Below are 23409 nucleotides of genomic sequence, written 5' to 3' on the forward strand. Positions count from 1 at the left end.
CAAAATGCATTGTGCTATTCCACAATCTTTCTTACTTGATCTTCTGTTCATAAGTTTTTGTCTGTGACGGCGCCTTCAGAAGCTGAGGAGACAGTATGGGCATATTTCGCTAAAAGCCCGCGCGTATAGCGGGGAGGGATAGGTTTCCATGCCATGCGTCTTTTATCGATATCGCTGTCGCTCAGGTGAAGGGTGATTTCAGCCGTTTCCGCATCAATGGTAATTTGATCACCGTTTTCAATCAGTGCAATCGGGCCGCCATCAAAAGCTTCAGGGGTTATGTGTCCAACCACAAAACCATGACTTCCACCTGAGAAACGACCATCGGTTATTAACGCAACTTCGTTACCAAGACCTTTGCCGATAACTGCTGAAGTAGGACTAAGCATTTCCCGCATACCGGGGCCGCCTTTTGGACCCTCATAACGGATAACGATGACATCACCTTTCACCACAGTGCCATTCAAAATGTCCTGCTGTGCCTCTTCTTCAGAATGGAACACCCGGGCTTTACCGGTAAAACGTAACCCTTCCTTGCCGGTGATTTTAGCGACAGCGCCTTCTGGGGCTAAATTACCTTTAAGAATGACCAGATGGCTGTCTTTTTTGATGGGCTGGTCAAATGGACGAATAATATCCTGATCGGCAGGATAGGGCGCTACATCGGCCAGATTTTCCGCCAGGGTTTTACCTGTTACGGTCAGGCAATCGCCATGTAACAAGCCACGATCCAACAGATCTTTCATCAATGGCTGAATACCCCCGATAGCAATCAGTTCCGACATCATGTATTTGCCGCTGGGACGCAGGTCAGCCAGCACAGGGACTTGACGGCCGATTCGGGCGAAATCATCTAATGTGAGTTCAACATCCACCGCATGGGCCATCGCCAACATATGTAAAACCGCATTTGTCGAACCTCCCAGCGCAATGAGGGTGGTAATTGCATTTTCAAAAGCCTGCCGGGTCATGATATCGGTGGGTTTAATGTCGTGTTCGAGCATATACATCACTGCAGCGCCTGCTCTGCGGCAATCCTCTGTTTTGGAGAGAGACACTGCTTCTTGTGCCGAACTGTTTGGCAGACTCATACCCAATGCTTCAATTGCTGAAGCCATGGTGTTGGCTGTGTACATGCCACCACACGATCCGGCACCGGGAATGGCCGTTTTTTCAACTTGCTGCAATTCAGCAGACGTCATATCTCCCCGGGCATGCTGTCCAACTGCCTCAAATACAGAAACAATGTCGGTATGACCTGCACCAGGTTGAATCGTACCACCATAGATAAATACTGCTGGTCGATTGAGGCGGGCAAGGCCAATCAGACAGCCAGGCATGTTTTTATCGCAACCGCCAATGGCGATCAGTCCATCAAATCCCTGACAGCCAGCGACGGCCTCGATCGAATCAGCAATGACTTCACGGGATACCAGTGAATATTTCATGCCAATAGTGCCATTTGCAATGCCATCAGAAATGGTAATGGTGTTGAATATAACCCCTTTACCGCCTGCTTCATCGGCTCCCTGGCAGGCAAAGTCAGCCAGTTGATTAATATGCATATTGCAGGGCGTGACCATGCTCCAGGTGGAGGCGATACCAATCTGTGGTTTTTGGAAGTCCGCATCATTGAAACCAACGGCACGTAACATCGCTCTGGCAGGAGATTTGCCAGTACCGTCTACCACTATTGATGAATATTTGCGTGTATCTGCCATTGCCTAACCTTTTCAAACTGTTAATTAAGGAACCCTGACTTTCAATCAAATATGACGAGTGCCTATTACGGAAAGTGAAATCCACTTTCAGATGATTCAACTTAGCTAAAGACCTTATCAGTTCCTGCTCTAAACAGACAGTTAGAACTATCCATATTTAACAATGAAGCCATAATTTAACTTCGCACCAAGGCATAGCAGATATAAATAGAGAAATGAGCCAGGATTTATAAGAAATTGAACATAAATTACATTGTCAGTGTGCGAAAGCGCACAGACACTTCACCATGAATAGGAGCATGCTAAGTCATGACTCGTACGTCAAAGCAAGCACCACAACGAGGCCGCAGCACCCGGTATGTTAAGCCGGACGAGACAGGAGCCTGCCAATTAAATCCACAATGCAAAACAACGACATCTCCAGCGAACCGCGCACCATTATGCGGGCCCTGAAAGATTACCGCACATCACGTATCGCCCGCAGTATTATTGAACTGCTGGTTACATTGGTCCCTTTTGCGCTTCTCTGGACCCTATCCTGGGCGGCACTGAGTGCCGGACACTGGCTTGGTCTTCTGATCACCATTCCTGCCGCAGGCTTTCTTGTGCGGTTGTTCATGATCAAACATGACTGCAGCCATGGTGCCTTTTTTTCTTCAAAAGGGGCCAATGAATGGGTTGGACGAGTAATCGGTGTATTGAACCTGACGCCCTTCGACTTCTGGCGCCACACTCACAGACATCATCATGCGCACTCTGGTAATCTCGATCGCCCGCGTATCGGCGGCATCGATACCCTGACCGTTGAGGAATTTCGAGCTTTGCCTCGCAACAAGAGACAACGTTACCGATTCTACCGTCATCCATTGGTCCTGTTCGCTCTTGGCCCAGCCTACCTATTTCTGCTCGACAATCGATTGCCAGTAGGGTTCATGCGCGCAGGATGGATGCCATGGCTGAGCACTATGATGACTAATGTGGCAATTCTGGTCGTTGTTGCCGCGATGATGTGGCTGGTGGGTATTGGCCCCTTCCTCCTTGTGCAGTTGCCAATCACGCTGCTGGCAGCAACAATAGGCGTCTGGCTTTTCTATGTTCAGCACCAATTCGAAGACACTTACTGGGAGCACGAATCCAACTGGACTCTACAAGAGGCCGCGCTGCATGGCAGTTCGCACTACGATTTGCCTCGCATTCTGCGCTGGTTCACTGCCAACATCGGGATTCACCATATCCATCACCTCAGCAGTCGCATTCCCTTCTACCGTCTGCCCGAAGTCCTGCGCGATTATCCCGAACTGCGTGAAGTAGGTCACATCACCCTATGGCAGAGCTTCGCCTCTGTGCGTCTGGCTCTGTGGGACGAGGAAAAGCATCGCCTTGTCAGCTTCAGAGAGGCAAAGGTCTGATCTTACGGCAATCCGCTATGCGCAAAGGATGGTTCTGTCAGGTTTCAGTTTGCATTTAGGAAGGGTCGGGTTTCGAGTTTATTGGATATTCATCTGCCATATTGCTGCCACCGGAACATCGCTATAAATCTCTGACCAAAACGTTAAAGCCAAATCGAAGGTTTATACTGGAAGTGCCCCTGTTATAATTACGGCCGATGTCCCTGTAGCTCAGATGGATAGAGCGTCCCCCTCCTAAGGGGAAGGCCACAGGTTCGACTCCTGTCAGGGACACCATAATCCTTTATTTATTCAATCACTTAGATTATTGTCATGTAAAAGTGTAACCCATGTTTTATGCATTTGGGACACTTTTGGGACTGCTTATGTGATATGCGCATGATAAAGGATGATTATAAATTATGGCGACTTATACCAAACGCGGCGATGGACAGTGGCAAGCGAAGATCCGCAAAAAAGGTTATCCAGTACAAACTAAGACGTTCAGAAATAAAGCAAATGTTCAAAGATGGGCAACTCAAGTTGAAGTCCAAATGGACAACAAGGTTTTTATTTCAAGCTCACGTGCTGAGAGCACGACATTCCAACAGATAGCAGATCGCTACAGTTCCGAAGTCTTACCTTCCAAAAAATCATCCATAAAAATGGATTCCATGATCCGAGGCATATGTAGTCATATTGGTGACTATATGGCTATTCAATTGACCCCGGAAATCTTGGCTGACTATCGTGATACACGATTGAAAAAGGTGAAACCTGAAACCGTCAGAAAAGATCTACTGTGTATTAGACGTATTCTTGTGGTTGCATCCAAGGAGTGGGGCATCTATCTCCCCCATGGAAATCCAATTGACATGATCACAGTACCCCCTCAACCCAAACGAGGCAGAGAGAGGCGTTTAGAAGGGAATGAAGAGGAACGACTATTATTAGCTGCTAAAGAATATGGTGGTGAACTCTCAGCCATTATTTCATTCGCAATTGAAACAGCAATGCGACGTGGCGAAATTGTCGAGCTCAGATGGGAAAACATTAATAGATTAACCTCAGATCTGCATAAGCGCGCCCTTTTCATTCCTGTTCAACTTGATAGAAGGCTTCTTGGGTTGGAAGGTATAAGCCACCAATCCAGCCATGAGGTGGACCATAAAGCTGACAGGGCTGCGGTGCCGTGAGTGTTCGATTTGAGAAATATTCTTCAATTGGTCAAATATTGTTTCAATCACATAGCGTTTTCTCAACATCAACCGGTCCCATAACGTCATCAGTTGCGGTTTCATATTCTTGCGAATGCCGGTGACCAGCTTAATGCCTTGTTCGGCTAATGACTCTTTAAGTGTTTGAGACAGATAACCTTTATCGCCATACAAGGTGCCCCATAGCTGTTTGACCATGTCCGGTATGGGCTTGCGGTCATCAATATTGGCCGTTGTGATTTTTACTGAAAGTATTTCACCTTGTTCGTTCACTAACAGGTGTAGCTTAAAGCCATAAAACCAGCCCATGGTGCCCTTGCCTCGCTCTGCAACACCGCTAAAGACACGGTTTCGAGGAATGCGAATGTTGTGGCATACCGCCAGTTTGGTTGAATCAACAAAGGCGATGCCGGTTGGTTTGCCGTAACGTTGTGTCATAAAGGCACACAGGGGAACCAGCACACTTTGCAGCAGTTTCAACATGCGGGTATAGCTAACCAGTTGGGGGAAAGCTTGCTTCAAGTGCTTCCGAGCATAGTGTGTATAAAAGGTCTTGAAGTCTCTGAAGCGGAGCTGGTGAAATAAAATCAGAATAGTGATGACTTCACTTTCCGACAACTTGCCAGGCTTGTTCCGGCATTTATCTCCGGCTGCTATCTGCTGGTGTTGCCAGGCCGGGATAAATCTTTGGCAAAAATCATCGACTTCGCAATACATTTTCTCTAAATTGTACATACTTGAGCCCTTTCGTTTCTCGTTTTTGGTCAAACGATTCGATCGTGGCTCAGGCTTTTAGTTCCTCTTTTCTTATGCGCAGCTCAGGTTAGATTAAAAAGAACAGCTAAGCTTCTGGACACAAAAAATGGTGAAAATAGGACGGTGCCCCTTTCACCAGTAGCCCTAAAAATCCTGGAAAGTATCCCGCGTAATATAAATGGGCGAGTTTTCTCGATCAAAGCGGATTCAATAACTACCGCGTTTGATCGTTGCTGTCGTCGAGCACATATTGAAAGTCTTAGATTTCATGACCTAAGGCATGAAGCAACCAACCGTTTTTTTGAAAAAGGATTCAACCTTATGGAAGTATCATCTATAACCGGACATAAGGACCTAGCTATGTTGAAACGGTATACTCATCTAAAAGCTGAGGATTTAGCCGAAAATTTAAAAAACTAATTTGTAACTATTATAGGCAGCATGAAAAGAGTATGTTAGGTGAAACTATTGGAGAATGTAAAAGTGTCAAACGTAGCTTTAATTGATACTGCGTCGAAGGATATCGGCCTAAAATTTCGAAAACCAACTGTTGGACCCGAATTAGAAATGGTACATCAGTTCATAGAACGATTTGTTGACTCATATAAAAATAAACAAAATAGAGTATCAATATTTATTGAGCCACTAGTTGAGCAAGCATATCCAGATATAGTAATAGCTGAATATAACCCAAAAGCTATCGATCAATGGAGGCCAAGTCGTAACAATATTAATGTTAATGATTTAAAAGTTCTTCAAAATATTCGAACTTTGCGTGGAGTTAATGCAAATCAGATTGTTGATAAAACTAACTTCAGCTACAAAACTATCTTGCAGGCAATTGAAAAACTTTTTGATGCTGGCTTAATAGATAGAAAAGGTGAAAGGTGGGTAGCTAAATCACTGCGAGATACGTATTTTCTTAAAAGTATAGTTACAGTCGAAGCAAAATTGAATCAGTGGGATTCTCTATTGAACCAAGCTCATGCTAACAAGTGGTTTTCATCAGAATCATATGCCCTTTCAGCTGTAAAACAACCAAAAGAAACTACACTTAACCGTTTTAGAACTAACGGAATTGGTTTGTATAGACTTAACGGCAACGGGATTGTCGAAATTCACAAGGCTGAAAAGCAAGCACTCCCCAAGAATCATATTTCATGGATGTTTAATGAATGGGTAGGACGTTATGAGACCCTCCGATAGAATTGCACGTTGTTTTAGTGAGCAGGGGCTGAAAGCTATAGAATTGCATCATACTGCTGGACAGAAATATGTTTTTACGGCTCAGCACCCTGAGCATGGGACTGTCATACTGAAAGTAATAAAGCCTGATCAAGATATTGAACGAATTAAACGCGAAATTGAAATTGTAAAGGGCTGCCAGGGATTCAATACGTCAATAATTTATGATGACGGTGAAATAGAGTTCGAAGATGAAAAATTCTTTTTTATCATTGAGTCGTATATCGATGGTGTGAACTTAAGACAATATCTTAATGAGAATCAATTACTCACACATAGTGAAGTATATAAGCTTTTGAGTTCTATACTGACTGCAATTCAGTTGCTTGAAGGAAGGAATTTAGTCCATAGAGATATCAAACCTGAGAACATCATGCGAGCGTATGATGGCACCTACTACCTAATAGATTTTGGAATTGCCCGTGATCTCTCAATGGAGTCTTTGACAGATACTAATAGCAGGTTTGGACCACATTCCGCTGGTTATGCTCCGATAGAACAAATCAATAATGAAAAAAAACATATAGATAGTCGAGTAGATATATATTCTCTTGGCGTCATTGCTTATGAAGGGCTCACCGGCACTAACCCTTTTTTAGATGGTAGTGAAAATATTATTCATGTCATTAGAAAAATTCAGCGCGGAAGTTTTAGTTTAGAAGTGAATGGCGGTGAACATGATGAGCTTAATGAATTTATAAATGCATGTATGAATAAGTATAGAAATAGAAGGCCAAGCTCAGCTGTGGAAGCTAGAGAATGGTTTGATACTATACTTAAAAACTATGAGTCAAGAGGGTAATAATGGATCTATTTTTACAATTCGGACATGGAATGATGGGGCATTGTGAACATCTTATTGAAAAATGGGGTGAGGGAACAGTGATATTGAGTCCTAGAGATTTAAAGCAAGAACAGTTAGAAACTTTTTCTAAGAAATTATTAAAGTCCGATGGTAAAACTCTTTTAGATCCTCAATATTACAATCCTAGAGCAACTCATGAAAAACTTATTGAACATGATTACTGGATTAATGACAGTGAGCAGTACGATACATCAGTTCTGAGTGATTCTAAGTTCTTGGCCTCAAAGTTTGATGCCATTAAAAAATTGAACACAATCACCCAGACCTATGCTTACATAATTCCTTCTGTAATATGTGATGGAGTAGATGATATTTGGTTTGATTACCAATATACATTTTTGGAAGCAGCATATAAAACATTTAATGATAAGGAAAGATACGCAACAATCGCTCTTAACAAAGATGTATTAGAAGATGAGGATGCAATTGAAAGGTTAATCGATGCATCAAGTAGCTGGAAAGTAGATGGTTACTACATCGTTCCTGAAGGTGAGTACCTGATGGAAAATACAAATTGGTTAGCCAATTTGTCCATTCTGGTTGCAGGGTTAAAATTACAATCTAGAAAAGTGATTGTTGCATATGCTAATCATCAAATGCTTTATCTGTCGTGCTCCAGAGCAGATGCAATAGCTTCAGGAACATTTCTTAATGTGAGAAGTTTTAATCCCAAGAAATTTCTTATCAAGAATGAGGATTCAGTAAGTAGAAGAGCGACTTGGTATTACTGTCCTCAAGCTTTATCTGAATACAGGTTGAGGGCGTTGGATCAAGCAGAGAGGGTAAATGGATTAGATTTATTGAAACCTTATGGTAAAACTAACGCCTACATTGATAAGCTTTTTAACGCACACCCACCTTCAAGTTCAGGTTTTAACGAGTCTTTAGCATTCAGACATTATTTAGATGAGCTCAAGAAGCAATGTAATCTTGCTACAAAAAGTACTTTTGATGAAACGGTTAATTTTAATAAAGAACTGATTAATGGTTCACTGGCATTTATTCATAAGTTAAAAAGCCAAGGAATCAGGGAAAGTGGCAGAAGTTTTGAGGAGGTTGCAGACTATAATCTTGATGCGATAGATGTCTTACAAAAAGAGTATGGTCCTCTTTTAAAGAGAAAATGGTAGTTAGCTTATCCTAATTGTTTGTTACAGCTATAACAGTAATATCATCATTAGAACCCATTTCCACTGATTTCTCGATTAAAGTGTTAATGTTTTTTTGGATATTTTTAGACGATTTAAAAATATTTTTTATATCTTCATCAAACAAATAGTCATGAATTCCATCCGTCGAGAGTAAAAGTGTTTCTCCAGGTTCTATAGTGCATTTGTAGTGATTCATAATAATGTCTCTATCACCACCTATTGATTGCTTAATGATGTTTTTGTGTGGATGAAAATTTTTCATTTCATCACTAATAACCCCTTTGTCTATTAATTCCTGTGTATAAGTCTCATCCTTAGTGATTTGAACTATGTTTCTATCAGTGACCTTATAAAGGCGTGTATCTCCAACATGGTAAATACTCACGATCTCTTGATTACAAAAAGCCAGAGTAAATACTGTTTGGGCTTCACCCATAAATTCTTTTCTTAGATATGAATGGGAATTATTAATAATATTTAAAATTAAGGCGTGAGAAAGAAGCTTGCCTTTATTAGATATATTTTCCATCAGGAATTTTGCTGCGAATCCTCCTAAGGGTACACCTCCAACTCCATCCGCTACTCCAACAAGAAACTGATCTTTCTTAGTTTGAGATTTGTAATTATCGGTACTGCCGAGGAACTGGTTCACTAAGAAGCAATCATCATTCTTACTTTTGCGTGCACCTTTAATGGATTTTGCGTAAAAATGATACATATAGAGTTACTCAAATTCATGGGACGGTAATACAGAGCAATTATAGATGAAGTTATAGTTTTTGTGACTTTGATGTCATACTGCTATTCATTCCATTCTTATAAGATTTTATGGGGAAAGTTATGGAAATATCCTTTCTTGAACAATTCAAAAGCTCAAAGGATAATGAGTCTAAATGGTTTCACATCTGCACATCTAAGAATATCCCCATGGTAAAAACAGAAAGAAGATGTGAATTTGGTGATGTTGATTGGGACTATATAACCGTTGATCCTAAGGATGATGCTTTTCTTTTCGAGGAACAAGAATTTATTATTTCAGAATTACAAGATCTATTGAATTTTTATACTGTACCTAAAACCATTCAGCACATTGGTGCTCGCACTGGGTACGTAAAAAATCTACCTGTAGAGTATGTTTCCGCTTTTGCTCAAGATGTATGTAATACATTAATGTCTGCTTATACACGCTATGAAAGACTAAAAAGTTCATGAATTCGTTTGCAATAAAATTGAGATCTTTTAATTTTGAAAGCCAATCAATAAATTGAAGGACATTCTAGTTCCCAAAAGGAAAGAACAGTCAGGACTTTATGGGCAACAAATTAAAATTACCCCTAACTACTGAGCAACTATTTTTGCCCAAGGAATAAATTTTTCAGGTATAGATGAAGAAACTTTGAATATCATGTTTCCCCTGTGTTCCATAATAGCTGAATTTTCGAGGTCCCTTGAAAACCAATACCAGATATTTTTTGACCGTTGTATTTGAGCTTCCTCAGTTTTAGGCCAACTTAATAGTTGTTCAAGCCAATTATCATCAGATATATGCTCGACATCTATAATCATTCCTTGCTTTCTAAGGACTTTGTACTTCCAGACCAGTGCTTTCCATACGTGCCAAGTTGTATTCCAATGTTCTAAGTATTGGCCAGCATTGTAGGGTGGAGGCAGTGAGAGCTCGTTGGCTAAGAATTGAATCTTTTCCTTGTCGGATTTTGCTGAAAAGTTTTCCGCGTATAAGATCTGTTTATGATATTTGTTTTGTTCAGCCGCAAGCTTCGTTTGTAAATCTTTTTCTGCTAAATCTTTCAGTTTTTCTTCCCATTTGCGTATTTGAAACCAGCTTAGAACAAATTCTTTTGAGGTTGGGTCATATTCAAAAACCAGTAAAGGTTTATCTTTATTAACAGATGGTATTTCCGTGTCTAGTAAAATAAAACAGACATTGATTTTGGTCCTATTCTCCACGATTGCATCAGTTACTGCGTATTTCGGTGATTCCGAACAGCGATTCCGGAGTTATCCGATCACCCGTTAGCCGTTCTTTTTCATAATGCTTTTTTTACGCTAAGTGATCGGATTGGTCTAGTTTTCTCATCGATTCTCCAGTTAGTTCAATACGGTGACTGTTGTGCAGTAAACGATCGAGCAATGCATCTGCGATTGTTGGACTGGGTATCAGTGTGTACCATTCTGCGGTGGGGATTTGGCTGGCGATGATAGTGCTGGATTGTTGGTAACGCAGCTCCATCACATCCAGTAAATCGTTGGCCTGACGTGCGGTCAGCTTTTCCATTCCCCAGTCATCAAGGACAAGTAGCTTACGTTTAGCCAGCACAGTGAGTTGTTGCCGGTATGAACCATCAGCTCTCCCAACATGCAGCTCATCAAGCAACTCACCGAGCCGATAGTAACGGGCACTGTGATGTTGCTCGCAAGCCTGTGTTGCCAGGGCGCAGGCAAGATGTGTTTTGCCGCAGCCAGTGGCACCGGTAATGATAATATTCTGGTTGTAATGTAAGTACTGTCCGCTCAGTAATGTGGCTATTTTTTCTTTCTTAAGCCCCCGGTCACTGCGATAGTCGATACCACTGGGGCGAGCATCAAAACGAAGCTTTGCCTGCCGGACCAGGCGCGTGACTTTTGTGTTATCGCGACACAACAGTTCATGGGTTGCCAAAAGCCCAAGCCGCTCTTCGAAGTTCATATCGGCGTAGGTGTTGGGTTGTGCTTGTTGCTGTTGCAGTGCCTGGCAAAAGTGGCCCAGCCGTAGTGCTTTTAACTGTTCATGCAATGAGGATAAACTCATGGTCAGCGTCCTTATTGGTAGTAGTGTTGTCCACGGATGTTGTGGTGATTAACCGGTTGCTCATCAGCACCGGTAAAGCTGGTGTCGCGTTCTTTGTTGTTCACCAAGAGATTCGTAATCACTTTTAAATGTGGCTGCTCAAGCAGCAATGCCTTTTGACACGCAGCTTCAAGTCGTTCCTGTCCATATTTGTTGGTAAGCGTGAGGATGGCCAGACAGCTTTTAATGGCCTGTTCAGGGTGTTGTCGTCGTTGAAGCTGTGAAGTGATCACCGTACGGCACCCGCTACCGATGTTGTTAGCCCAACCAAGTAATCGCTCGGTACTCCAGCGCTGTTTTACATGGGCTTCTGGCATATGCTCTTTGACGGTGGTAAAGCCACCAGGCTGATGTTTTCTTGGATGCTGAGCAATGACGTTGCCCTGGTAATAGATACAGATAATTTGTGCTGTTGCTTCTAACGTGACGTTTTTACCAACAAGGTGATGTGGTACCGAGTAAGCATGTTTGGCATACAGCACATGATAATCAGGTCCAACGCGTGCCTGCTTGCTGTCGATATACTCATAAGCGTAAGCTGGTAAAGGCATCAATGCCGGTTTATCCAGCCGGATATACAACTCATAACGTGAGCCTGGATGAACGCGTTGTTGACGGTGGTTAAGTTCAAACAGCAGTTCCTGTATCCGCTGATTCAGGCTCGATAACGTATAGAAGTGCTCATGGCGCAAACGCATCAAGATCCAGCGTTCCACAATCAGTACCGCATTCTCAACTTTGGATTTGTCTTTCGGCTTATAGGGTCTTGCCGGCATAATGGCCGTGCCGTAGTGCCTGGCCATACGTGCATAGTTTTCATTCAGTATTGGCGCGTATGAACTGGCTTTGGTCACGGCTGAACGCAGATTGTCGGGGACTAAAAGCTGAGGCACGCCATCGAAGAACGTAAAGGCATGGACATGTGCCATGATCCAGTCTTGCAGCTGTTGCGAGCGCATCGCTTCAACATAAGTATAGTTCGATGCACCCAACGTTGCGACGTAGATTTGTGCCTCGTAGAGGACTTCACCCGTGTTGGGGTCAATTATCGGAACAGTCGGTCCGCAATAATCAATGAACAGCTTGTCCCCGGCAAGATGCAGCTGTCGCATGCTGCGTTTTTGTGTTCTTACCCACCGACCGTAATGTTCACAGAACTGGGTGTAACCATAGGCGGTTGCCGGTTCTTCCTCTCGATACTCCTGCCACAACAACAGTTTGGTCATGCCCTTGCGTTTGAGCTCATGGTGCATGGTGACAAAATCAGGCTGGCGTTTGTGGCGTGAGACGTTTCTGCCTTTATAGACGGCATTTTCAAGCTCGGTGTCACTGCATTGCTCTGGCAATGGCCAAGTGAGTCCGCTGGCAGAAAAACGGGATAGAATTTCACTGACGGTCGCAGGGCCAACCGCACAGCATTTACTGACGTCTCTTAAGCTGAGACCTGCGTCAAATCGTAGTCTCAGGATATCTTTTATCTTGTTCATTTGTGTTCTCTTTCTAGCCATGGTCAGCCATTCCTCAGTAAAGTTACGTCAGGAAAGCTTACCAATTGATTTAGTTAGAAAAAGAACGGTATTTCGGCATTCCGAACACTTGCTTCGGTAAACCGAACAGTGATTTCGGAAAAAGGCTAAAAGTGTTCGGATAAAACCGAAACAGGCGATCGGATTAAACCGAAATGGGTGATCGGATTGAACCGAAATCAGTGATCGGATTCAGCCGAAACATGCAGTTACACAGCCATATCCAGTCAACGAGTATGATTTCTGGTAATTAAGTTCAGTAATTTTCGGTGTTTTGAGGGCCTTACCAAAAAGAACATCAGTAAATATGCCTTTCTTAGAGACATTTTTTGTAAGTTGTGGCCACATAAATCGAAGGTTTTTCAGCTGACCTGAGTTGATAGTTGGTAATACAAGCTGCATCATTTCATCAATGTAATTTTGGTTAACCTTATCTACATTTTGTTGATGAATGCTTAATTGGTTTGACTCTTCTTGATTAAAAAGCCAATACCTATCGGGGCCTCGCAATACATGCTCTTCCAAAGTTTTTCTATCTGATAGAGGATTAACTTTTGAAAGATCAATCTCAATGACATCTTGTTTGATTTCTGAAAATTTCTGGATATCTATTTCAGATTTTTTATGGGTTACGAATATTTCAACTGCAAGCGATGTTTCTTGATTTTTTTCACTTACTAAAACATCTGTTATCAGCCCATTTCTAAGTCTGATTTCTTCTTTTGCATCATCTAGAAGTACAATTCTTTCCGAATATTTCCAGGTTGTGAGGTGCTCTTTACCGATCAGATCATTTGTTGTTAGTTCCTTTTCGAGTGAAGGAATTAGAAATGATTTTTGTCTGTCAGCAGCTTCAGTAATGATTTGCTTGGCGACTTTATGGAGAACGGATTCACCATAACATTCAACGGGTAGTGAATGAGCAAAATGCCATGCTGTGACTTCGCCTTGCCTAGAGATTAATGGAGTACCACATTCTGGACAAGTACAGTTACATTTCTTCCCTCGTGTAGCTTCATTAACGTGAATAAATTTACCATCTTGTGTTTTCCCCCAACCAATTTTCACTAATGCCATCGTTCAAATCCATTTGTTGAGTTCTTCATCAATATCTATTTTAAAGCTAATTTTTTTAGCTTATTTGTACCGATTTAATACTGAGATTGCTTAAGTCACATAACTGATTCGTCATAAATGTGCCACGGCATCCTTGATAGTAATCATCAATGTCATGTCATTAGTTGGTGATTCAGTAAAACCATAATGAAGATAAAAGTTTTTAGCCTCTTCAGATATAGCGTGAACAAGCATTGCTTTTATCCCAATTTGCTCGCTGATACTAATCACTCGTAATAAGGCATCTTTGAGAAGACCAGGACCTACCCTATTACCCTGGTAAGCTAGATCAACAGCCAATCTACCTAGAACAATGACGGGAACAGGTTCAGGCATGTTTCTTCTTACTTTGCCAGAAGCATCAAGGCGCTGGATAGCTCCTGCTGCGAGCGTATAGTAACCAACAACACGCTTATCATCACACACCACAAATGTTCTTGAACCATCATGACGTTCATTTTTTAACGCAGTGTGCTGAAGCCAGTTATTAAGTGTTTGATTTCCACAATTAAATTGAGATATATCGTGGTCATCTTTTAATGGGGTTGGGGCACTTACTCCCATGGGGATGGGCTAGCCAACAATTTACGTAAGGCAGGGTTGTCTTTAACCGGTGCTAATAAGCTTTCTTCAAAGGCATTAAAGGTTTGCTCATCGAGAAAAAATAATCGCTGGTCTAACAAGATATTCTCTGCTTCGCGACATGCTGCTTCTAGAACGAAATCAGTACGACTCTTCCCACAAATTTGGCTCGCACGGTCAATTAAAGCGCGCTGAGCTGGCAGTGCGCGTAAGTTAATTGGTGCTTGTCTTTTTATAGTTTCTTGCATGGATATCACTCCTGTTTTGTATATCAATTATATATACGTGTGTAGCTCATTGCTATACGAGCATATGAAGTTATTAAACTTTTAGTTAATAACCTGCATTGGTAAATTTAATGAAGTCCTTGAGTATTATTTACTCAGATACTCAGATACTCAGATACTCATATGAATATCTGAATTAAGCTTTTGATTTAAAATATGTTTTTATTGATTAAGATATGCAGGGGCGGAAAAATAGCCCCTGCCCTGCGGGTTGTGACTGAAAAAGCGCCACTCTGCGTTGCTCGTCGCTTATTTAGAACAACTAAAAGGCACTCCTCGTGCCTTGATTGACGCTTTTTCAGCTCACAACAGAGGTGGATATGAAAGATCAACAAGCCCTAAGCCCTAGCGTAATTTTCCTGCAGCTTAAGCCAGGATTCAACTGAAATACCAAGCACTTCAGATAATTGAATGGTCAGTTCAGATGATAAATCAGCCTTAGCATGCAGAAAAGTGCTAAATATTTCTGGCTCTTCTGTAAACGCCAACGCCATACATTTGCGAAATAATACCTTCGAAGTGAATCCGTTATAAAATACCTCTGTAACCATGTCGGTGCGTATAGGGCGTTTCAATTGATGAATCTTATGTTTCCCTCGAGAAAAAGTTTTTAGGTCAGCAAGCTATCCATCCAATACTATGCAGTTATGTTCATTTATGTACTGATTAGTCAGTACTTTCTCCTTCAGGAACATAAATTAAGCTGCCATCATCAAGACGATAGGTGATTCCAGCCTTAATGCCCTGGCCACTGCCTGCTTCACTGCTGGATTTGTAATGTTCAAGCTTTTCACCTTTCTTTATTACGATTTCCATATTTTCCTTACCGGGATTTTTAATCACCGTGACGTCATCATGACTGAGTGGGTTTAATGGGTTGTTAAGTAACAGAATAAACAGAATAACGATGATGACTAGAAAAACATCGATGATATTCACCATACTCAAGATCGGATCATCGTCTTCGGTGCCTAGCAGCCGTTGCTTCATGCTGCCTCCTTGATGGAGTTGTGGCGGTTATTTGTACAAGAAGCAGATTGAATATCTTCGATGTGTTTTAGTGTGGTCACGCGCCATCGGCGTTTGATGGTGAGCATGATAAAGCATCCCGACGCGGCGATTAAGGCAACAATAACAGCAGCAAAGGCGATACCTACCTGCTCTCCGACGAGTGCCATTTCACCTGCCGCAACACCGGCAAGAGCAGGTCCCATTGGAATCATGGTTGCTACCAACCCAAGCAACGGTGCTGTTCTGGCAGTAATTCTCAAACCTTCCAATTCTTTCAGTATGAATAATTCCATATGCTCCGAGTCTAGCGTGGGATGTTGTTGCCGGTATTGCCATAACGCACAGCCTTCGGTTCCTTTACGTAATCGAAACAAGCCCTCTATCAGAAACTGCCCCAATTGATAGAGCGTATAGACAAAAGCAAAGATTATTGTCAGCAAAACTGGAATAAGGAACCATGATGAAAGTTGGTATAAAATGGATTCTATAAACATATTATTGGGCCTTTCTAATAACGTTGTATTGGCGCAATGCACCGGTAAGTAAAGGAATAATCAGCATCGACAGCCACCACCATTGAGTTTCAAGCTCAATACCTTCTTGGCTGGTCTTTTCCAGTTTTTGTCCCTCAACCTGTTGTGCCTGAGCCATATCCGTTTGCGGTGGTTGTTTAGGTTCAGGTGATTGTTGCTGATCAGGGGCGGGGGGCATTTCTGCAATAGGGGCCAGACCAAAGCCACGCGCCTGGTTGTCAGCAAAGTCTGCCAGCTTGGCATGTGCAGGTTGTAGATCGTGCTCTTGCAGGCTTTGTATATAAGCCGCGACCAGCTCTTTACGAGTTTGCTCTGATGCGTCCCAGTAATTTTTACGGATAGCATCCAGCATACGTTCCATCATCCTGAGCTGGGCTTCGGGTGAGTAATTTTCAAACCATTCATTCAGATCCAGATCAAGTGAATCCATGACGTAAATATCATGCATTTTCTGCCATTGATGATCCTTCACCACGTCAGGAGAAACGGTTTGCCAGCCCCAAAGGTTGTTGGTCATATCCTGCAGATTGAGTGCTCCGGCAAAACCTTCTTCCTTCATCGCCTCAATCCAGCCAGGATGAAATGACCGAGTTGCCATTTCTACGGCCAAAAACTCCGCAGCACTCTGAAACCGGACTTTTCCCTGTTCCCGCTGATTGGAAATATATAATTCAGGACTTTTGCCGGTCAGGTGCCGAACGGCAAGGTCAATGCCGCCAAGATATTGAAAAGGATCATCAGTCGTCAGCATGCCGTACAGATTAGAGGTTCTCGCCAGCAATGCGGCATCAACGGTTTTCAAGTTTTCAGCATAGAGCTCGCTGTAGTCTGGTTCCTTGCCCCATTGACTGGAATCAGGTCCGAAGGCATGACTCATGCGATCAAGATACAACTTTGCCAGTTTGTCGTCCGACTCCCAGGTGTCAGAGGCCAGTGAGGCGTCTTCCAGGCCAGTTCCATAAACACCTGTAGGACTGCCAAAAACGCGGGTCTGAGCCATAATTTTTGCCTTATCCTCGGCAATACCTTTTCCACGCAGGTCCGCCAACAGCTGCTGTGTATGTTGATAGACCGGGTTATCCTTTTCATCAAGCTCAGTAACTGCTGCTGCAGCCTGAGCCAAAACTTCCATAACATTTGGAAACTGATCGCGATACAGACCGGTTGCAGAGAGCACGACATCAACACGAGGACGCTGGAGTTGCTGCTGCTCGATGATGTTAAAGCCATTTACCCGTCCGCCATCATCCCAGGTCGGTTCGACACCCATTGCATAAAGTGCCTGACTTTCGAGGATGCCGCCATGACGCATGGCTTCAACAGCCCAGAGAGAGAAAGCGAGCCGACGAGGGTAGGTACCTTTTTCCTGTTGATGTGAGCTAATCAGTTCATCAATCGCCTTCTTGCCAGCCAGCCAGGCTTCTTTGGTTGGAATCCTGGCCGGATCAAAGCCGACCAGATTTTTTCCACTTGGCAGACTTTCCGGTACTCGAATGGGGTCCCCTCCAATACCCGGTTCGATATGATTACCTTGCAGTGCTGAATTGAAACTTTCCCACTCATATTCCGCGGTCAAACTGGCGTAATAGTCGAGAGCCTTTTGCTGCCATTTTGCGAGTTCTGGCTTTATGGGCTCGGATTTACTTACAACAGCTTGCAGCCATTGATAGGGAAGCGTTTGGGAAAGCGCTTGATAATCCTTTGCGAACAGTTCTTCCTGATCAGCCAGATTAAAGGCATCAATAAACTCATTCCCCAACATTTGCAGGACAGTTGTTAACTTTTGTTCTTCAATATCCTGAGCAGCAAAGGTATGAAGACCAATGGGTTGCGATTGAGCGGCCAGTTCATGCAGATAATCATGTAATTGTTGAATAAACAGTTCGGGTGTCTGATTGACTTGTTCGACATCCCAGCCCAAATCTGTGGTCAGATTATCGCTCAAAGACAAGTCAAGCAGGCTTGCCACGGTGTTATCGCGAACTTCACCTGGCTCCAGGTTTTCCCATTGATGAATCAGCTGGTGAATATCAACCAATTTACCGTGCAATCCTGATGGACGAAAAGGAGGTGTTTGATGACTTATCATGACTGCCCGCCCACGACGTTTTGCCTGTGTCGCCTCTCCCACATTGTCGATGATGTAGGGATAAACGACGGGAATATTACCCAGTGCCAAGTAGGGATCATCAAAGATACTGAGCCCCCGTTCCTTGCCGGGCATCCACTCCTGAGTACCATGCGTACCAAAATGAACCAATGCATCAGCCTGAAAGTTTTCTTGCACCCACAGGTAGGTTGCCAGGTAGTAATGGTTTACCGGCACACGCATGTCGTGGTAAAGCGATTTTTCGTTGTCCATGCCTGGTAGACCGCGTGGTGGCTGTCCAAGATAGATAATATTTCCAGCCGCCACATGGGGAATCACAAAAACCGGCTGGTCATCCAGTTGTGTCAGCATAGATGAGTCTTGAGGTTTACCCCAATAGTCATTTATACGGTTTTGAACCGGTTGCGGAAGCTGCTCGAACCATGTCAGATAACTTTCCAGTGAAAGGATTTGACCAGTTGTTTTATCCAGCGGCTGATGTTCTTGATGTGTGGCCTTGATACTGGAGCCCAAACCATCGATGAGTTGCTGTTCAGTCAGTACATTGGTGTTATAGCCTTCCCTGACCCACTGCTCGGATAACACAGCTAGACTCCTGGGAACGTTCATAAAAGAAGCAGACAAATTTTCCTGACCGGGCGGGTAGTTATAGACCATCACGGCCAGTTTTTGCTGTTCAAGCGGTTTGTTCTGCAGATGGGCAAGGCGGATAGCTTTGTCGATGGTGGCATCAACCTGATAATCAATTAGTTTTAGTCCGTCATCCTGTTCTGCCCAGAGTACCATCGGATCAATCAGTCCATTCTGTTCTGGTAATGCCAGATAGAGTGGAGTGGACTGAAGAGGAAGCCCTGAAGGGCTCTGTTCCCAGCTTTCAATACTGTCCTGCCACCAACCAATTCCCTGAATAACAGGAATACCAAGGGTATCAAGCTGCGTTTTCAGACCATTATGGTAAACCGGCTGCAAATGAATCAACACATCTGCACGGTCTTTTAACAGCTCAGGTAAACGTGAATCAGGCCCCAAAGAATAAAATACCGGTAATGCGTTTGCACCGCGGGACTCTACCTTTTTTACAAGCTCATCAATATGAGCCATGGCGTCGGATTCCAGGTAGCGCACGTGAAAACCGATGGCGATGACAGGATGAGTTCTATCGGCATCAACTGCAACTAAAACGGCATCAGGATCGGCGGAATAGCCCTCGGAATAGCGTGGATGATAAGCGCCCTGTTGTGGCAATAATTGTGGTTTTGGCAGATTGACGAGTGATTTACCCGTAAGCAGGGAGGACACGGCGGTAAAAAAAACCTCCATATTTTTTCTGCCGCCATTCCGATAATAGTCATGAAGCTGTTGTGACGCTGCCATCGCAATATTCTTGGCCTGAAAAGTATTTCGACTTATCAACATGAGTGGCGTTGACGTGGGGGGCTGCAGATCCTGTAATCGTCCGGAAAAGGATTGCATATCCATCTCCCGCGGTAAGTCCACCAAAACAAAATTGCTTTGCTGTAGCGTTTCCAGGAGAGCTTTGTCAGCAACGGTGGTGGAAACAAATTGCACTTTGACTCCTGCTTGATGTGCCGACTGTTTTATCAGCTCCTGCTTGGCATCAAGCATCATGCGGTTGGTTACAATGATGATGTCTGTTTCCGATGCGGATACAGGCAGGATAAAGGTCGTGAACAACGCGACGAGCAGGTATTTAACAAACTTACGTATCAGAAAAATCATGGATCTACCTTCAGGTATGAGAGAGACTGACGCATCTAAAATCATGGGGCAGCTTTAAAACTGCCAGTACCAGTTTAGTTTTACTGCACGAGCATATTCGGCGTAACCAAACGATTCACTTTTCTCAAGGAGGTCAGTGTTGCCGATATTAGTGGCGCTGAGCACAAAACGATGCTTTCCAAGCAGATAGCTCAGATTGGCATTGACCAGGCTGTAGCTGGGTAGTTCTTCCAATTCTGAATCAAGAGATATCCACTGTTTACCAATGTATTGCCAGTCAATTGATGAAGACAGGGTATTCGGAATCCAGTCGATATTCATGCCCAGAGTACCTTGATGTCTTGGGCGTGCCGTTAGTTTTTCACCTGTGGTTTTGTCTTCTCCTTTGGTATAGGTGTAGCTGCCAGTCAAGGTCAGTGAATCCGTCAAGGGGTGAGAGGCTTCCATTTCCAACCCCTTGATTTCTGCTTCATCAACATTGACATATTGGTGCTCCCGGCCAAAAAACATGCCGCAGTTGTTGATACATTCGGTGGTAATCAAGTCTTCCACATCATTTTTGAAAATCGTTGCACTGAACTCACTCATCCCAGCTTCATAGCGAAGCCCCAGCTCCCAGGTATCACTGGTTTCCGGATTCAGGTTTTCGTTTCCGACAAAACTATGCGGACCGTCAAAGCGATAGTTTGGGGAAATCTGTTTAAGTGTTGGTGCTTTAAAGCCATGACCGTAGCCTGTTTTGATGGCTAGGCCAGGCATCGCTTCCCACACCAGATAGGCACGGGGACTGAATTCACCACCAAAATACTCATGATGATCCCAGCGGCCCCCTAGCGTTAAAAACACATTGTCCAGCAAATCCTTTTCATACTGAAGCAAGCCAGATTTATGGATGGCGTTATCGCCGCCACCTACAAAAGCTTCATGTTCGAGTTCTTCATCCCGATATTCACCACCGATGGTCAATCGAGAACTGCCGAAATCGCGATAAAAACGCGCTTCAGCAACATCATCCTGCAAATACTGTGGGGTATAGGCATCAACGGAGGATTCATTGGTGTTATGAACAACATCAATTTTCGAACGGTAATAGCCAACATTCCCTGTCCAGGCACCCAATTTGGGTTGCCAGTAAATGGAAAACTGCTCTCTATCCAGGTCATACCAAGATCGATGATAGGGATCCGATCCCCGATAGTTTGTCTGTTGCCAGCGCTCTTCGTCAGTTCGAAAATAATCCAGCTGGAACCGGTTATTTTCGTTAACGGTCCAATCCGCTCCCAGTTTTACAGAATCAACTTTGCGTCCTTCAAGGGAAGAAATTCGCGAGTCCTCGTCGCTGAGAACATCATCCTGATATTGATGACCGAAATGACCGGTGATAAGCAGGTTATCACTCAGAGGTTGCTTGAACTGGACATTGCCGTAATACTGCTCACCGCCATCGTCATCGTCATAAATTGACGAGCCAAGCATTACATTGCGCTGGGCTTCAACCTTATTGTTGCGGGTAATAATGTTGATAACCCCACCCAGTGCTTCCGAACCATAAAGGGATGACATCGGACCACGAATAATTTCTATGCGTTCGATACTATCAAGAGGCAACCAGTCGTATTGCAAATCGGAATGCCCCACTACATCATCTGTTGCCGAAACCCGTTTGCCATCAATCAGAATAAGAGAATGCTTTGATTCCATACCACGAAGCTGTATAACCTTGCGCCCGCCTACGCCAGTACCTGCAACAGATACCCCGGCAGTTTTTCTGATGGCTGAGACAAGCTTCTGATCGCTTACCCTTTCCAATTCTTCACGGGTAATGACGGATAATGAAGCCGGGGCTAACAAGGTGCTACGTTCGCTACCGGATGCGGTGACAACAATTTTATCCATATTGTTTTCATTGATATCTGTCGCCATGGCGACGCAGGAAAACAGTAACGGGTATAAGGCTAGTAGTTTTGGGTTATTCATCAGCATCTCCTGTAAAGTTCCAATAACATTATCAGGAATTATATGGAAATGCTAACGATTCGCATTAATATCTAGATCTAGATCAAGATTGTAGAGTGTTGCTTAGAATTAGTTATTTTTCAGATCAACCACTGCCGACAGCTATTTTTGTGCCTGGCAAGGCACAAAGCAAACAGTGTAGCCGTCTACATAAGTTATTGACAAATAAAGCAGGAAACACGTTGAACAGCTTAGCTGGCCGCACAACGGTGAAATACAGGGGTGTCTTTCATGCAACGCAGTCGGCTGCAAAAAAAGTCTAAGCTCAACGAGCGTGGTTGAAAAATGTCACTTATGTATACACCGGACTAATGGAGAGGTATGTGCCGGTTTTTATGGTTCCTCGTTCCTTGCCATCCTCAACGGTTGCGTCTGAACAGCAGCGTGTTCAGGTGTTGGAAAAAAGCATAATGCTTGGGCAGAGGTGTGATTAAAAAGTTATGGATCTATTCATGAAAGATTGACAATTTCATAGATTAAAACATTCCGATGCTGAAAAGCCCCTTTTGCGATTCGTTTTTATTTTTTGACTTTTCCAGATATGAAGAAGACCCGAATAAAACAGAAAAATGCTTGTACAACGTAATAAAAGAAATATTGATAACGGGGGGAAGTAATACACCTGATGCATGTCGGAAATAGCAATGACCTTTGAGGAGTTTATTTATCGAGAATGATTTTGGATTGATGGATTTCGGTTTCACTATCAGAAAGACCTGCTGTCAGGATCCAGCGCATTGTGTCTTCATTCGACATTTCCAGCGACCGAACTTGATCCCGCGAAACACAAATTGTATAGCCACCAACTTGATAACTCATCGGTAGATAAACCGCGACCAAATCATTTTCTTCATCTTCCAATCCCAGCACATGACTAACATTGTCTTTGACGAGAAAACCAATCAATTGAACGCCACCAATGGTGACCGCAACAGCATTACTGAGACTGTCCTGATGTTTTTCGCGGGAAAAAAAACGGGTGAAGTCACGTAAAGCACCATGAATCGATTTCACTAATGGAATACGATCCAGAAAAGATTCGCCAATATCAAATAGACGTTTGACCAGCCATGCGTTGACGGCAATACCGATAACAAAAATCAAACCAATAGCCGCCAACAGTCCCAGTCCAGGCCAATAAAAGTCATAAGGTAAAATGGCAACCATAATAGGCCGTAATGCCAGCTCTGCTGTGACAGCCAGCCAATAAATCAGATACAGCGTCAGGGTGACGGGTAATGCCGTCGCCAAACCTTTCAGAAAAGTCTTCCAGACAAATTGCATAAAGCTGTTCCTA

The 23409-nt window shown here is 43.5% G+C and carries 20 protein-coding genes and 1 tRNA gene; 7 read left to right on the plus strand and 14 right to left on the minus strand.

Annotation, left to right across the window (positions count from 1 at the left end; genetic code table 11):
- Positions 1 to 47 precede the first annotated feature (47 nt).
- On the minus strand, positions 48 to 1721 hold the full coding sequence (gene ilvD, locus Q7A_RS04010) for a dihydroxy-acid dehydratase (RefSeq protein WP_014706054.1): 1674 nt from the start codon (positions 1719 to 1721) through the stop codon (positions 48 to 50).
- A gap of 401 nt (positions 1722 to 2122) precedes the next feature.
- On the opposite strand from ilvD, the gene Q7A_RS04015 reads away from it, so the two are divergent.
- Together Q7A_RS04015 and Q7A_RS04020 are read left to right on the plus strand one after the other, a co-directional pair.
- A complete protein-coding gene (locus tag Q7A_RS04015) occupies positions 2123 to 3130 on the plus strand; it encodes a fatty acid desaturase (RefSeq protein ID WP_014706055.1) in 1008 nt (335 codons plus the stop codon).
- Between the two features lie 199 nt (positions 3131 to 3329).
- Positions 3330 to 3406: transfer RNA gene (locus Q7A_RS04020), tRNA-Arg, on the plus strand.
- 770 nt (positions 3407 to 4176) lie between these two features.
- Here the strand turns inward: Q7A_RS04020 and Q7A_RS04030 are convergent.
- Entirely contained in the window at positions 4177 to 5061 is an 885-nt protein-coding gene (locus Q7A_RS04030; protein ID WP_014706222.1) for an IS982 family transposase, read from the minus strand.
- A gap of 36 nt (positions 5062 to 5097) precedes the next feature.
- On the opposite strand from Q7A_RS04030, the gene Q7A_RS15710 reads away from it, so the two are divergent.
- The 4 genes from Q7A_RS15710 to Q7A_RS04050 are packed head-to-tail and all read left to right on the plus strand — an operon-like array spanning position 5098 to position 8322.
- Positions 5098 to 5502, plus strand: coding sequence for a site-specific integrase (locus tag Q7A_RS15710; RefSeq protein WP_084227439.1), 405 nt, complete (start codon positions 5098 to 5100; stop codon positions 5500 to 5502).
- Positions 5503 to 5550: 48 nt separating this feature from the next.
- A complete protein-coding gene (locus Q7A_RS04040) occupies positions 5551 to 6288 on the plus strand; it encodes a helix-turn-helix transcriptional regulator (RefSeq protein ID WP_169697683.1) in 738 nt (245 codons plus the stop codon).
- On the plus strand, positions 6272 to 7129 hold the full coding sequence (locus Q7A_RS04045) for a serine/threonine protein kinase (protein ID WP_014706057.1): 858 nt from the start codon (positions 6272 to 6274) through the stop codon (positions 7127 to 7129). Before Q7A_RS04040 ends, Q7A_RS04045 begins: the two co-directional genes overlap by 17 nt.
- A gap of 2 nt (positions 7130 to 7131) precedes the next feature.
- Positions 7132 to 8322, plus strand: a complete 1191-nt coding sequence (locus Q7A_RS04050) for a hypothetical protein (RefSeq protein WP_041354347.1) — start codon at positions 7132 to 7134, stop codon at positions 8320 to 8322.
- A 10-nt stretch (positions 8323 to 8332) separates the two neighbouring features.
- Here the strand turns inward: Q7A_RS04050 and Q7A_RS04055 are convergent, their stop codons facing one another.
- On the minus strand, positions 8333 to 9061 hold the full coding sequence (locus tag Q7A_RS04055) for a PP2C family protein-serine/threonine phosphatase (RefSeq protein WP_014706059.1): 729 nt from the start codon (positions 9059 to 9061) through the stop codon (positions 8333 to 8335).
- Positions 9062 to 9183: 122 nt separating this feature from the next.
- Here Q7A_RS04055 and Q7A_RS04060 point away from each other — a divergent pair, with 122 nt between their 5' ends.
- Positions 9184 to 9555 carry a hypothetical protein gene (locus Q7A_RS04060; RefSeq protein ID WP_041354349.1) on the plus strand — a complete coding sequence of 124 codons (372 nt, stop codon included), beginning with the start codon at positions 9184 to 9186 and terminating at the stop codon, positions 9553 to 9555.
- A gap of 126 nt (positions 9556 to 9681) precedes the next feature.
- On the opposite strand, the gene Q7A_RS04065 is transcribed toward Q7A_RS04060, so the two are convergent.
- From Q7A_RS04065 to Q7A_RS04115, 11 genes are all read right to left on the minus strand, one after another.
- A complete protein-coding gene (locus tag Q7A_RS04065) occupies positions 9682 to 10311 on the minus strand; it encodes a hypothetical protein (protein WP_014706060.1) in 630 nt (209 codons plus the stop codon).
- Between the two features lie 94 nt (positions 10312 to 10405).
- Complete coding sequence (gene istB, locus Q7A_RS04070; RefSeq protein WP_014706061.1) at positions 10406 to 11152, minus strand: IS21-like element helper ATPase IstB; 747 nt, start codon at positions 11150 to 11152, stop codon at positions 10406 to 10408.
- Between the two features lie 11 nt (positions 11153 to 11163).
- Positions 11164 to 12699: an IS21 family transposase gene (gene istA / locus Q7A_RS04075; protein ID WP_041354483.1), complete on the minus strand. Its 1536-nt coding sequence runs from the start codon at positions 12697 to 12699 to the stop codon at positions 11164 to 11166.
- Positions 12700 to 12909: 210 nt separating this feature from the next.
- A complete protein-coding gene (locus Q7A_RS04080) occupies positions 12910 to 13794 on the minus strand; it encodes a competence protein CoiA family protein (RefSeq protein WP_014706063.1) in 885 nt (294 codons plus the stop codon).
- Between the two features lie 111 nt (positions 13795 to 13905).
- Entirely contained in the window at positions 13906 to 14397 is a 492-nt protein-coding gene (locus tag Q7A_RS04085) for a GNAT family N-acetyltransferase (RefSeq protein ID WP_014706064.1), read from the minus strand.
- The gene (locus Q7A_RS04090; RefSeq protein ID WP_041354352.1) at positions 14388 to 14663 is read right to left on the minus strand and encodes a type II toxin-antitoxin system TacA family antitoxin; all 276 of its coding nucleotides are present in this window, start codon (positions 14661 to 14663) and stop codon (positions 14388 to 14390) included. Before Q7A_RS04090 ends, Q7A_RS04085 begins: the two co-directional genes overlap by 10 nt.
- A 705-nt stretch (positions 14664 to 15368) precedes the next feature.
- Positions 15369 to 15692 carry a DUF2149 domain-containing protein gene (locus tag Q7A_RS04095; protein ID WP_014706067.1) on the minus strand — a complete coding sequence of 108 codons (324 nt, stop codon included), beginning with the start codon at positions 15690 to 15692 and terminating at the stop codon, positions 15369 to 15371.
- Entirely contained in the window at positions 15689 to 16207 is a 519-nt protein-coding gene (locus Q7A_RS04100) for a MotA/TolQ/ExbB proton channel family protein (RefSeq protein ID WP_014706068.1), read from the minus strand. The genes Q7A_RS04095 and Q7A_RS04100 overlap by 4 nt, the downstream gene beginning before the upstream one ends.
- A gap of 1 nt (position 16208) precedes the next feature.
- On the minus strand, positions 16209 to 20096 hold the full coding sequence (gene cobN / locus Q7A_RS04105) for a cobaltochelatase subunit CobN (protein WP_014706069.1): 3888 nt from the start codon (positions 20094 to 20096) through the stop codon (positions 16209 to 16211).
- 54 nt (positions 20097 to 20150) lie between these two features.
- Positions 20151 to 22073 carry a TonB-dependent receptor plug domain-containing protein gene (locus tag Q7A_RS04110; RefSeq protein ID WP_014706070.1) on the minus strand — a complete coding sequence of 641 codons (1923 nt, stop codon included), beginning with the start codon at positions 22071 to 22073 and terminating at the stop codon, positions 20151 to 20153.
- Between the two features lie 699 nt (positions 22074 to 22772).
- Positions 22773 to 23396, minus strand: coding sequence for a DUF502 domain-containing protein (locus Q7A_RS04115; protein WP_014706071.1), 624 nt, complete (start codon positions 23394 to 23396; stop codon positions 22773 to 22775).
- Between the last annotated feature and the right edge of the window lie 13 nt (positions 23397 to 23409).

The sequence above is a fragment of the Methylophaga nitratireducenticrescens genome (assembly GCF_000260985.4).
Classification (GTDB): domain Bacteria; phylum Pseudomonadota; class Gammaproteobacteria; order Nitrosococcales; family Methylophagaceae; genus Methylophaga; species Methylophaga nitratireducenticrescens.